This window comes from Vibrio sp. V15_P4S5T153 (assembly GCF_963874485.1).
GTDB classification, from domain to species: domain Bacteria; phylum Pseudomonadota; class Gammaproteobacteria; order Enterobacterales; family Vibrionaceae; genus Vibrio; species Vibrio anguillarum.
On the sequence record NZ_CAWNHR010000011.1, the window covers coordinates 1,067,089 to 1,079,217 of the forward strand.

General features: G+C 44.0%; 11 protein-coding genes and 1 tRNA gene. 4 read left to right on the forward strand and 8 right to left on the reverse strand.

Annotation, left to right across the window (positions count from 1 at the left end; genetic code table 11):
* The first annotated feature begins 164 nt into the window (after positions 1 to 164).
* Positions 165 to 347, forward strand: coding sequence for a hypothetical protein (locus tag AACT42_RS06685; RefSeq protein ID WP_010319035.1), 183 nt, complete (start codon positions 165 to 167; stop codon positions 345 to 347).
* Between the two features lie 328 nt (positions 348 to 675).
* Entirely contained in the window at positions 676 to 1,074 is a 399-nt protein-coding gene (locus tag AACT42_RS06690) for a hypothetical protein (RefSeq protein ID WP_094133889.1), read from the forward strand.
* Between the two features lie 121 nt (positions 1,075 to 1,195).
* Here AACT42_RS06690 and fabV read toward each other — a convergent pair whose 3' ends face one another.
* The 3 genes from fabV to AACT42_RS06705 all read right to left on the reverse strand — a co-directional run bounded on the left by fabV (position 1,196) and on the right by AACT42_RS06705 (position 5,540).
* Positions 1,196 to 2,398, reverse strand: coding sequence for an enoyl-ACP reductase FabV (fabV, locus tag AACT42_RS06695; RefSeq protein WP_026028134.1), 1,203 nt, complete (start codon positions 2,396 to 2,398; stop codon positions 1,196 to 1,198).
* Positions 2,399 to 2,575: 177 nt separating this feature from the next.
* Positions 2,576 to 4,858, reverse strand: coding sequence for an acyl-CoA dehydrogenase (locus AACT42_RS06700; protein ID WP_094133890.1), 2,283 nt, complete (start codon positions 4,856 to 4,858; stop codon positions 2,576 to 2,578).
* 55 nt (positions 4,859 to 4,913) lie between these two features.
* Entirely contained in the window at positions 4,914 to 5,540 is a 627-nt protein-coding gene (locus AACT42_RS06705; protein ID WP_038198255.1) for a TetR/AcrR family transcriptional regulator, read from the reverse strand.
* 447 nt (positions 5,541 to 5,987) lie between these two features.
* Here AACT42_RS06705 and AACT42_RS06710 point away from each other — a divergent pair, with 447 nt between their 5' ends.
* Both AACT42_RS06710 and AACT42_RS06715 read left to right on the forward strand, forming a co-directional pair.
* A complete protein-coding gene (locus AACT42_RS06710) occupies positions 5,988 to 6,881 on the forward strand; it encodes a pyridoxal-phosphate dependent enzyme (protein WP_094133891.1) in 894 nt (297 codons plus the stop codon).
* Between the two features lie 28 nt (positions 6,882 to 6,909).
* Entirely contained in the window at positions 6,910 to 7,164 is a 255-nt protein-coding gene (locus AACT42_RS06715; protein WP_010319042.1) for a DUF1496 domain-containing protein, read from the forward strand.
* Between the two features lie 11 nt (positions 7,165 to 7,175).
* Here AACT42_RS06715 and AACT42_RS06720 read toward each other — a convergent pair whose 3' ends face one another.
* The 5 genes from AACT42_RS06720 to AACT42_RS06740 all read right to left on the reverse strand — a co-directional run bounded on the left by AACT42_RS06720 (position 7,176) and on the right by AACT42_RS06740 (position 12,048).
* Positions 7,176 to 8,627 (reverse strand): NAD-dependent succinate-semialdehyde dehydrogenase, encoded by a 1,452-nt coding sequence (locus AACT42_RS06720; protein ID WP_094133892.1) that lies wholly within the window; start codon positions 8,625 to 8,627, stop codon positions 7,176 to 7,178.
* A gap of 155 nt (positions 8,628 to 8,782) precedes the next feature.
* Positions 8,783 to 10,123 carry a GGDEF domain-containing protein gene (locus tag AACT42_RS06725; RefSeq protein WP_094133894.1) on the reverse strand — a complete coding sequence of 447 codons (1,341 nt, stop codon included), beginning with the start codon at positions 10,121 to 10,123 and terminating at the stop codon, positions 8,783 to 8,785.
* Positions 10,120 to 11,154 carry an ABC transporter substrate-binding protein gene (locus tag AACT42_RS06730; RefSeq protein WP_094133895.1) on the reverse strand — a complete coding sequence of 345 codons (1,035 nt, stop codon included), beginning with the start codon at positions 11,152 to 11,154 and terminating at the stop codon, positions 10,120 to 10,122. Before AACT42_RS06730 ends, AACT42_RS06725 begins: the two co-directional genes overlap by 4 nt.
* A gap of 188 nt (positions 11,155 to 11,342) precedes the next feature.
* Positions 11,343 to 11,430 (reverse strand) — tRNA-Ser (locus AACT42_RS06735).
* Between the two features lie 168 nt (positions 11,431 to 11,598).
* On the reverse strand, positions 11,599 to 12,048 hold the full coding sequence (locus tag AACT42_RS06740) for an L-alanine exporter AlaE (protein WP_017042265.1): 450 nt from the start codon (positions 12,046 to 12,048) through the stop codon (positions 11,599 to 11,601).
* Between the last annotated feature and the right edge of the window lie 81 nt (positions 12,049 to 12,129).

A 12,129-nucleotide genomic window follows, 5' to 3' on the forward strand; every position in this document is an offset into this window, starting at 1 on the left:
TTTAATGCAAAATATTACCGCTCGCGATTAAAACACTCGCTAAAGATAGACAACGCAATCGATCTCCATCTCACTTAAAGTAACAAATAGTTAACTTAATTCTCTTTTATATGGGATAATGCGCCGCGAAAATTACACCTAAATCTTCTAGGTGGGGAGAAAACATGTTTACGATTGAAGGTATTTGCGATTGGTGTAAACAACCAAAGCTATTAATAAAACACGAATATATTGATGGGAAATCGCACCACTCATGTGAAAGTTGCAATGAGTTTGCGCGCATGGATGTCAGGCAGTTTAATATTGCAGAGCAAGCATTTCGAGATCGACAGTCACTGTCACATTAGGCATCAATAGCTATACATGAAAAAGCGCCAAAACGGCGCTTTTTTACTGCCTGTTTTAAAGCACAACCATTTCAACGACCATGACAACTTATCTAATTAGTGACGAGGCACTGTTACTAGGATACTTACATTGATCACAAAACAGGCAACAGCGCTTTATCTTTGAACAATTTGATTGTTTGCTAAAAATATTTATTAATCAATAAATTAAAACAAAATCTAACGAATTCAAGCTTGGTTATGCTGATAAATTCAGCAAAAAAAACTTGATCAGTATCCACAACTCAAATACTGTATACACATACAGCATGTATGAAAGGACAGTATTATGCTTCAAGTAAATTTCGCTTCTCAACTATCAGCTCAGTACCCTTTGGCTAATGCCCATCGCTCAGTCAATACGATTGAACAAGCCATGATGTCAAAGCTTGCTAAGCTATCCCAGCACCAACAGCAGTGGATCTTATTCACCTCTGAATGTCCTCGACCACAGTATGAACAGTTTGCTTCTTTCAATATACATTGCGACAGAGTGATCCACATGAAACCCTCTCAAACGTTATCGGAATTAGAGATTGTGATTAAAGCTATCCGCTCTGGAAATGCCAGTGCGATAATCGCGTCAAATACTATTGAGCCTATCAACCAACACCTACTCAAGCAATTAGCGACCGAGCACCACTGTGATGTATTTTTTGTTGCAGGGAAACAGCAACCGTTTCATTGATCGAGAAAATGCTGTTGAGGGTGAATAATGCTGTATTACCCTCCATAACGGCAAAGGCCTAGCACTGTGGCTAGACCTTTGAGATTAGAACATCTTATTGTGTCACTGTGACACCAATAGATTAGATATCAATTACATCGAATGCCACTTCAGTATCGACATCGGCTTCGTAATCAACGCCATCAACACCAAAACCGAATAACTTCAAGAATTCTTCTTTGTATTCAACGTAATCCGTCAGCTCTTTTAGGTTTTCAGTAGTGATCTGTGGCCAAAGCTCACGGCAATGCTTTTGAATATCTTCACGCAGTTCCCAGTCATCCAGACGCAGACGATTTTGCTCATCTACTTCCGGCGCACTACCGTCTTCTTTATAAAGACGTTGGCTAAACATGCGATAGATCTGTTCAATACATCCTTCATGTACACCTTGCTCACGCATTTTCTTAAACACCATTGCGATGTAAAGAGGCATAACAGGAATAGCTGAACTGGCTTGAGTAACAACCGATTTAAGAACGGCCACATTAGCCGTACCGCCTAATACAGAAAGCTGTTCATTCAGTGCCGATGCGGCGCGGTCTAAATCCATCTTCGCTTTACCTAGCGCACCATCCCAATAGATTGGCCAAGTTAGCTCAGTACCGATATAGCTATAAGCCACGGTTTTACACCCTTGGGCCAATACGCCAGCTTCAGCAAGTGCATGGATCCACAGCTCCCAATCTTGACCACCCATAACCGTTACCGTGTCTGCAATTTCCTGCTCAGTTGCAGGTTCAACACTGGCTTCAATGATGATGTCTTTATTGGTATCAACCGCTGTCGCGGTGTATGTTTGGCCAATCGGTTTTAATGATGAGCGAATCAGTTCGCCAGTTTCAGGTAACTTACGCACTGGTGAAGCAAGCGAGTAAACCACCATATCAATTTGACCTAAGTCTTGTTTGATTAGCTCGATCGCTTTCTGTTTTGCTTGGTGAGAAAATGCATCACCATTTAGGCTTTTAGCATACAAACCCGCCTCGTGAGCAAGCTTGTCAAACGCGGCTGCGTTATAAAAACCGGCGGTGCCTGGTTTTTTGTCCGTGCCCGGTTTTTCAAAGAAAACACCGATGGTCGCAGCACCTCCACCAAAAGCGGCGGTAATACGAGACGAAAGGCCGTAGCCACTGGATGAGCCTACAACAAGTACACGTTTCGGTGCATTTTTGATAGGGCCTTGTGCTTTGGTGTAAGCAATTTGTTCTTTTACATTAGCTTCACAACCCACAGGGTGCGTTGTCGTACAGATAAATCCACGAATTTTAGGTTTGATGATCATATTCAACTTCCTTCAAAAATCTCCGCTAGGATAAAAGTTTCGCTCGAAGATCTCACCCTATTTCTTTAAAAACAGGCAGAAATTGCAAGTGGTTGGATCTCTCGTGGCTCAAAAAATCAGGGCACCCGACTAGGATGCCCTGATATATAGTCACACTTTTAGTGACGATATTCGCGACTAAGCAACATGATTAAGCTTTGGCTTTCCCGGCTTATTAGTCATCACCTCGCTCAAGTCATGGCTAAAGTGATCAACTTGAATCGCTTTATAACGCAGTTTGTCTGCGGCCAAAATTTGGTCTACTTCAGTTTGAGTCAACACATTTTCGCTTAAGGCTTGAGCCAATCGCTCAGTCAGCGCACCTTTACGCGCAATTTTACCCTCTTTGGCTGCGCGGAACAGCTTGCGCTCAAGTGCACTGATACCGTACATCGCCAAAAACGCTTTTTCCATCAAGCCAACGCTATCGTCTTCCTCTGGCCCAATGTAGCAAAGATGAGTGAGACGATCTCGATGTGCTCCAGGAGTCATTAAGCTTTCCGCCAGTTTGACCGACAGCTCATCGCTAGGTTTGTCATAATAGTTGCCCAAAGGGAAGACCAATACTTTAAGTAAGCGCCCAACCACTTTGCTGGGGAAATTGCTGTACGCCTCTTGCAAAGATTTAGCCGCGTGGTACAAACAATATTGCACTGCGTAGTGCACGTAATCTAAATCCGTTTGTTGGCGGCCTTCATCTTCATACTTTTTCAAGGTCGCTGAAGCCATGTACAGATAACTCAAACCATCACCTAAACGCGCTGAGATCATCTCTTTACGTTTAAGATCGCCACCTAACGTCAACATAGCGAAATCGGCACTCACGGCAAGTGCTCGGCTAATGCGCGTTAACTGTTGGTAATACGCTTTTGTTGGGCCGCTCATCTGCGCTTTGACAAAGCGCGAACCCGTTAATGCAGCACCGAGAGCCCCAAAGGTATTTTTGGTCGCGTGGCTAATGTGCTTAAACAACAGCTTATCGAAATCTTTCGCGCCTTGCTCTGTATCAGGATTAGCCGCCGCTTCCATCTCTTTCAAAACATAAGGGTGACAACGAGTGGCACCTTGGCCAAAGATCATCAAATTGCGAGTTAGGATATTGGCCCCTTCAACCGTAATTGCGACCGGGATACCGAGATAATGTGTTCCGAGGTAGTTCATTGGTCCATCTTGAATCGCTCGACCAGAGTGAATATCCATCGAATCATTTAAAATTGTGCGCGCAATTTCTGTCATATGATATTTGGCAATGGCAGTCACTATGCCCGGCTTTTCTTTCAAATCGAGCGAGGTTGTGGTTAAGGTTCGTGTCGCTTCAAGCAAATAAGTTAAGCCACCGATACGGCCCAGTGCTTCAGCTACCCCTTCAAATTTACCAATCGACATGCCAAATTGCTTGCGCACATAAGCGTATGCACCTGTCGTGCGCGAAGTTAAGTGACCAATCGCCGTACCAAGTGCGGGTAATGAAATACCACGCCCTGCCGACAAACATTCCACCAGCATGCGCCAGCCTTTACCCGCATAGTCAGCACCACCGATGAGCCAATCCATCGGGATGAAAACATCTTGACCACGCGTTGGGCCGTTCATAAACGCAAGGCCGAGTGGATCGTGTCGCTCGCCAATTTCCACGCCTTTGTGATTAGCAGGGATCAACGCGCAGGTAATACCGATATCGAGCTTATCGCCTAGAAGTTTTTCAGGATCACTGAGTTTGAAAGCTAGGCCTAGCACAGTTGCAACCGGAGCCAGCGTGATATAACGCTTATTCCAACTGAGTTTAATCCCAAGGACTTCTTTGCCCTCGTGCTTGCCGTAACACACCACGCCTTGATCAGGAATGCCGCCAGCATCGGAGCCTGCTTCTGGCCCGGTCAGCGCAAAACAAGGGATATCCGTACCGTCAGCTAAGCGAGGAAGCCAGTAGTCTTTCTGTTGTTGTGTACCGTAGTGAGAGAGAAGCTCTCCCGGGCCAAGCGAGTTTGGCACCATCACTGTAACAGCGGTACTGATACTGCGCGTCGCAATCCGTGACACTATGGTGGAGTTGGCGAGTGCGGAAAATTCACGACCACCGTAGGCCTTTGAAATAATCAAAGAGAAGAAACGCTCTTTACGCAGAAACGTCCACACTTCCGCTGGCAAGTCGCGATCTTCTTTCACGATTTTATGGTCATCTAACATAGACAGCAGCGTTTCCAATTCATTATCAATGAAAGATTGCTCTTCATCTGACAAGGTTGGTTTTGGGTAATGATGCAGCTTGGTAAAGTCTGGACGACCTGAAAACAGTTCGCCATCCCACCAAACGCTGCCCGCTTCCATCGCCTCTTTTTCTGTCTCCGATAACGGAGGCAAAACTTGCTTAAACAGTTTAAAGGCGGGGTCGCTTATCCATTTTCTTCGTAGAGAGCTCATGATCAGATCCTTTTGTTCGCTTGGATTGTTACTTCTTATAATAGATTTAATTGGGTTAATCAGCCGCAACGCCGGCGGCTAAATAAGGAATAAGTAAGTCGACGACGGCTTTGGCATCCACTTGGTTGCCAAAATCACTTTCGGCAATCTCAGCCAATGCTTGGCTCGACGCCATGGTAAAAACACACGTGCCTAGCGTGAAGTGCAAACGCCAGAATAGAGTTTCAGGCGTCAGTTTTGGGTTCGCCTTCATCACTGACTGAGTAAACAGTGACAATACATCGTTGTAGCGTGTGGTGATAAACCAACGCAAATGACCTTGCACATCGGTATAGCCGCGACCAATCAACAACATAAAACGGCTGGTACCATTGGGCCTAACATCATTCAACGCACGTAATGGTGTACGCAATGACTCAAACACTTCCGACATTTGATATTCATCTTGGGAGTTTAACTCCTGCAGCGCTTGTTGAACGGCTGGCATAAATGCTTCTAAATAACGATTCAACACTGCACGCACTAACGTTTTCTTATCACCAAAATGGTAGTTAACCGAGGCTAGATTTACTCCAGCTTTGCTGGTGATAGCTCGTAACGATGTATCGTTGAAGCCATGTTCAGCAAACAATCCCTCTGCAACATCTAGGATTTTTTCTTTGGTACTACTTCTTGGTGCCATTTCAATCACTCGTATCAAACAGGTGTTTGAAATATACTATCGACACAATTGATTAACAAGCAATTAACATCACATTTTTACGAAATGATCGGAGCTGAAGAGTAAAATAGAAGTAAGCTAATGAAAGATAAATATTTTAAAAATAAATTGAAAAAAATGGCTTTAAGATGGAACTGATTGTGAAATGCTCAGTCTCAATAAGTGTAGTTAGCAGAGCATTAAGAATTTTACAGGCCGTCAAATTTTTCTTCTTACTGTAACTACCGATATGCTGCTTTTTCTTATTAACTCCTATGTTTATTTGTATCCGCCCAGCGCCTTTTGCTCTGGGCTTTTTTTTGCCGCATGAGAGGCAAAGCAGTAACTGACGAGCGATAAAATCGGCCAACACTGCAATTTTTACTCAGGTCAGTATATACTACGGCCCTTTTGTGCTCGAAAATCATCATGAAACTGTCTGACACCCCCATAACACAACATACTTTTGCCAATAACCGATTCTATTTAAAACGTGATGATCAACTTCACAGCCATTTTTCCGGAAATAAAGCGCGTAAGTTCATGGCGTTATTGGATAGCGATCTCCTCGGCATCAGCACTTTAATCAGCTATGGTTCGGCGCAGTCGAATGCTCTCTATTCTCTGGCGGCTCTTGCGCGCATTAAAGGGTGGAAATTTGAGTTTTATGTAGACCACATTCCAACGTGGCTACACCAAAGGCCGATTGGCAACTATCGTGGTGCACTGGATTTAGGAGCGCACATCATCGAAGTTAGCCCCATCAATATAATGCCACCCGAGCAGTATATTGATACGATCCGCCAGCCTGATGCTTCATGCTTAGTCGTACCGGAAGGCGGTCGCTCAAAGATGGCCGAAACGGGCATTAAGCAGTTGGCTCTAGAAATTCTCAACTGGATGAGAATGGAGACAAAAACGCAATTCGTCGTTGCGTTGCCCTCCGGGACAGGAACCACTGCGATCTACCTGCAAAAATATCTAAAACCGCACGGCATTGAGGTTCTGACCTGTGCTTGTGTAGGGGGAAATGACTACCTCATCCAGCAATTTGACGAGCTTGAAGAGCGCCAGTACCCTACGATTATATCTACAGAGAAAAAGCATCACTTTGGACGATTGTACGAAGCCGATTATCGGATGTGGCAAAATCTACTTGAGCAGACTCATGTGGAATTTGATCTGTTGTATGACCCTATGATGTGGCAATGTTTGTTACCTTGGATGGAAGCTCATCCAGAAAAAACGGTGATTTATATTCATCAAGGTGGGTTACTGGGCAATGAAAGTATGCTGCCCCGCTATCAGCGGCAATTTGATTAACTACCTCACTATAAATAGGAGATACACCATGCTGAAGTACTGTGTTTGGTTATTATTGATTGCTCCTAGCTTTGGCTACACGAAAGTAATCAATACCGCTTCGCTACCGGTTGTGGTGGCTACAGAAGGTAAAGCTTTACAACGTGTTTGCTATTATAAGGACCAAGCTTATTCTATCGGTGCAGTGATTCAAGTCGGTGAGCTGTATATGATCTGCCAAGAGGCCAATGATTTTGAAACCAATGGCCCCTTAAGATGGGTGTTACTGACTCAACAAAAATAGTGAGAGAAAGGTTAGTTTAAGCCTCCCATTAGGGTGTATTTCACTTCCAAATATTCGTCTAGCCCCTGTTTTGCTCCCTCGCGGCCAAGACCTGACTCTTTGATGCCGCCAAACGGTGCGACTGTAGTTGATATCAAACCTTCGTTAATACCAACAATACCGACTTCCAGTGCCTCACTCAATCGCCAAGCCCGAGCCAGTGACTGCGTATAGCAGTATGCCGCTAATCCAGAATCCGTGTGGTTTGCACGTTCAATCACTTCCTCTTCGTGAGTGAAACGAAACAAAGGTGCAAGTGGGCCAAAGGTTTCTTCTTGAGCCACCAACATATCTTCTGTCATCTCAGTTAATACGTGAGGCTCAAACAAGCGGCTACCGGCTTGAGGCAGAGTGCCATATTGCACTAAAGCGCCCTGCGCGGTGGCATCCGCAATATGTAATTTGACTTTAGCCACCGCCGCATCATTGATTAAAGGCCCCATTGTTACGCCTGATTCCAACCCATTTCCCACAATCAGCTTGCTGACTTTATCAACCAATTTTTTAACAAATTTATCGTACACGCCCTCTTGCACATAGATTCGATTGGCACAGACACAAGTTTGACCAGCGTTACGAAACTTCGCCACCATCACACCCTCTACGGCGGCATTAATGTCGGCATCATCAAACACAATAAAAGGAGCATTACCACCCAGCTCGAGCGACAACTTTTTGATGTTGTGCGCGCACTGTGCCATTAATATTTTCCCCACTCCTGTTGAGCCAGTAAATGAGAGTTTGCGTACCACTTTGCTGCTGGTTAATTGCTGCCCGATTGCGATTGCCTCTCCGGTCACCACTTGCAATAAGCCAGCGGGAAGCCCAGCACGATGCGCCAATTCTGCCAAAGCAAGAGCAGTAAAAGGCGTATCTGGTGCTGGTTTGAGTACCACTGCGCACCCAGCCGCAATCGCTGGAGCACATTTACGAGTCACCATAGCCGCAGGGAAATTCCAAGGCGTGATCGCAGCAACCACACCAATAGGTTCTTTCGATACCAGTATTCTTGCATCCGCTTTATGACTCGGGACAAGCTCACCATAAGCTCGTTTTGCCTCTTCGGCATACCATTCGACAAAGCTGGCAGCATAGCTGATCTCGCCTTTCGCTTCCGCTAAAGGTTTGCCTTGCTCGTTGGTTAAAATCAGTGCCAGATCATCGCTGTGTTCAACAATCAATTCATACCAAGCTCTAAGCACTCTCGCTTTGTCCGCCGCTGGCTGTTTTTTCCACAGTTTCTGCGCAAGCTCTGCACCCTCAATCGCTTGTTGAACTTGCGCACTATCTAGCTGCGGAACCGTTCCAATCAGAGTGCCGTCATAAGGGTTGTAAACGGTTGAGGTGAGCGAATTGGATGCACAAACCCATTGACCATTGAGATAACATTGTTGTTTAAAAAGTTGAGGATCACGAAGCTGCATGACAATGCTCCTAGCGATAATAAAGAGGGGGGGAGAAGCACAGGGTAAAAGGAAACTGAGTCAGGTTCAATTGATAAACGGTATTATTCAGGGATTGCGGCTATCTACTCATGCATCAGCCTCGACCCAGCCGCTTCCTATGCAGAAAAATGGCGTTAACTCACCACGTCTTCCACTGTAAAAACTCCCCTTAAGGGATCAATGTTTTGACAATAAGTGTTACCAACCACCTCTTTCGCTTGATACATCGCCTCATCAGCCAAGGCCATTAAATGGTGCATGCTATTGGTTTGTAAGGGGAAATAGCTGATACCAACACTAACACCAACGGTTAGGCTTTGCCCTTCAAACTCAATGGGCAGCCCTAAGCATTTGATAATTTGTTTGACTTTCTCTGCGACAAAATCGTACTCATCAATCAGATCGAGGCACACTACAAATTCATCGCCTCCAAGCCTTGCCGAAAAATCAGATTGGCGGATACTGGCCTCTAAGCGAATCGCGATTTGCTTTAAAATTTCATCTCCCGCGCAGTGGCCTTGAGTGTCGTTGATGGTTTTGAAATTGTCCAAGTCAATGAAGAGCAGCGCTAACTTCACCTTAGTCCTATTGGCTTTTACGATGGCGTTATCCAACAATTTTTCAAACGCTCGCCGATTAAGTAGCCCCGTCAACGAATCATGTTCAGATAGAAACTGAAGCTGATCTTTTTGAATTTTTAACTCTGAGGTTTGTCGCTCAACCTCTAATTGCAATTCATCTTTTGTCACGGTTGTCGTTTTTAGTGAGACCTTCATATGGTTAAAAAAGTCAGCCAAAGCTACAAATTCAATATCCAGATTAACTGGTTCAATCTTGCTTTCAAGGTCACCATACGTCAAAGCTAGGATACCTTGTTTAATTGACGCAAACCCTCTTTTGAAACGTTTCAAAATCAACCACGCAATGCCACTCACTAAGATTGAAAAAAATAATATTTTCAGTGCACTCAACATCAAGGTCATTTGTTGACTCTCAATGCTTTTTGCTAAGACTGATTTTTGTAAGTAAAACAACTCTTCAGTCATATTTTGCACGAGCATATTGTAACGTGAATGTAGCAGCCCTTTTGCGCTGATTAGAGAGTTGCTTTTTGCTTCAGCATCTTGATGAGTAAGCTTTTTTTCTTGTTGCAGTAAGACGGCAAGGCTAGTATTCATGCGTTGTAAGTTTTCGATATGTTTGCCCATCATCTTATGATTAAGCAGTCTCTTGGAGAGGCTTTGCTGAGCAATATCAACCTGGTCCAAACTTGATACATCAGAATACTGCAGGAAAATCCAAAGTTGGCTACGCAACAAATCCACACTCAATTGGATCTGCATAATATCTTCTAGATCTTTTTTTGTTTGCTCTTGTTCTTTAAGTAAGCCCCACAGAGAAAAAGTGATCAAAAGGATTAGAAATGCCGTGGATGCGAACAATAATGTCAATTTACGCACAATCGAGCTGATCATTTTATCGATACCTTAGTACGTAGCACTTCCTCGATCGGCTTGGAAGCAAGCACTGTCCGAAAATCCGGCTTGTCGCCCGTAACCATACCAGCCTCAATCGCCCATCTTGCTTGAAGCTGTAAGTTAGATAAAAGTGCATTACCTAACGACAAACGAAATACATAATCCTTCCAAGACCACTCGAGTTGGGGTAACGGAATATTTAAGGCCTGTGCAATCACCTCTCTTGATTGTTCAGGATTGAGGTTAATCCATTCATTAGCCTCTTTTAATGCACGTAATATTGCCACTATCTCGTCATGCGCCTCTTCGACGGTTGCTTTCATCGAAAGTAAATTAAATGACAAATGGTAAATACCAGATAGCCCAAGGTTCAATACATCGGATGGTGCAGAGGTTTCAGTTTTATAACCGTAAGGTTCCCAAACAGAAATAGCATCAACTTGTGAGGAGAATAATGAGTCATTTAGCGCTTCTGGTGGTAAATAGACTTTTTCAACAGCCATCTCTTTCAGGTCACTGGCAATCAACAATGAATCAAAGTAAAACTCACTGGCACTCGCCTTAACGATGCCTACTTTTTTGCCTTCCAAGTCACTCAAGTTAACAATGCCTAATCGCTCTAACGTGAGCAGCTTTAAATCGTTATCTGACTCAACAAAACTGGTTAATAGTGCAAAATCATTACGCTGGAAAAGCTTAAACATAACCACCGACTCAGAGGCAGTCGCATAGTCTACATTCCCACTAAACAAAGCTTGAGAACAGGCCACACCTCCAGAACAGGGCACTAGTTCGACATTCACCCCTTGTTGTTCAAAAAAACCCAAACTTTCGGCAATAATAAAGGAGGAAGAGAGTGGCGTTTGCGAAACCGCTATTCTTACTGCTTTACGCTCTTCAACACGGCTAGCATCATAAAAATGACCAAGTTGCCTATTAAAAATAGCAATAGTGACTACCAATACAACAATAGCCACTGCAACTTTATGAAAGGTCTGAGCTTTGTGCTTTTTCGTAACCATAGCCAATAAGTGAAATTCGTTTTATATATGACAGTTTAGCTCTGAATTGGAATTATTTTTGAGTGAATGGCTATTTAATAACTTTTAGCAGGGGATGCATTGAGATTGTTTAGATTAAACAGTGAGTTAAGCTTGAGTTGACATGGTATTTTACGCACAAAAAAACCGTAGACGATCGTCTACGGTTTAGAATATGGCGGTGAGCAAGAGATTCGAACTCTCGATACGTTGCCGTATACACACTTTCCAGGCGTGCTCCTTAAGCCACTCGGACAACTCACCAAATTATATTGTGGTTAGCGCATTTGGCTAACGAGGCGCTAATTTAATGATTCTATGGGATTAGGTCAAGCCAAAATAATAAAAAAGCCCACCACTTTGGTTCGTTTGACTACTTATTGACTTATTTGATGAAATTCAATACAAGCCTTTCTTCAGTGAGTGTCACGGTTAGGCACTACGATGATAGCCAGGGACACGGAACCAACGGCGGCACATATCTAAAAAATAGCCATAGAGAACGCCCATTCCACACGACACAATGGCATTGCTTGATACTGCGGTTATGATCTGCTCTGTAGATGCGCCTACAGCCCATAGAATGGCGGCATAGACCGGAGATTGAAATAGAACGTAAGCAACCAAATCCGAGACATTCTTCATTAAGCCAGTCTCAGACCATTGACGTCCCTGGCGCAGAATAAAGTCACGAAATACGCCATAAGGCCATGCTATTGCGATATTAACTGGGATAGACAGTGTACGTGATGCTAGCGACTGTTCGAAGGTCATTCCAGAGATGAAAATTTCAATGATCATGCCTGATATAAAACAAAAAACAACCATTGCAAATGTGTCCGCCGCAGCATGACGAATACAAAATGGGCCACGAGCTTTCATTACTCCCCTCTACACAATAGATATAACTATTAAATATGCCAATCAGCAATACAGATACCTAGAAAATAACAACAAGCTAGA

Bases quoted from the DNA above. Each gene is read 5' to 3' on its own strand.
- AACT42_RS06720 (WP_094133892.1), bottom strand. From the start codon at position 8,627: ATGCAGCTTCGTGATCCTCAACTTTTTAAACAACAATGTTATCTCAAT.
- AACT42_RS06710 (WP_094133891.1), top strand. From the start codon at position 5,988: ATGAAACTGTCTGACACCCCCATAACACAACATACTTTTGCCAATAAC.
- fabV (WP_026028134.1), bottom strand. From the start codon at position 2,398: ATGATCATCAAACCTAAAATTCGTGGATTTATCTGTACGACAACGCAC.
- AACT42_RS06685 (WP_010319035.1), top strand. From the start codon at position 165: ATGTTTACGATTGAAGGTATTTGCGATTGGTGTAAACAACCAAAGCTA.
- AACT42_RS06725 (WP_094133894.1), bottom strand. From the start codon at position 10,123: ATGATCAGCTCGATTGTGCGTAAATTGACATTATTGTTCGCATCCACG.
- AACT42_RS06705 (WP_038198255.1), bottom strand. From the start codon at position 5,540: ATGGCACCAAGAAGTAGTACCAAAGAAAAAATCCTAGATGTTGCAGAG.
- AACT42_RS06700 (WP_094133890.1), bottom strand. From the start codon at position 4,858: ATGAGCTCTCTACGAAGAAAATGGATAAGCGACCCCGCCTTTAAACTG.
- AACT42_RS06690 (WP_094133889.1), top strand. From the start codon at position 676: ATGCTTCAAGTAAATTTCGCTTCTCAACTATCAGCTCAGTACCCTTTG.
- AACT42_RS06715 (WP_010319042.1), top strand. From the start codon at position 6,910: ATGCTGAAGTACTGTGTTTGGTTATTATTGATTGCTCCTAGCTTTGGC.
- AACT42_RS06740 (WP_017042265.1), bottom strand. From the start codon at position 12,048: ATGAAAGCTCGTGGCCCATTTTGTATTCGTCATGCTGCGGCGGACACA.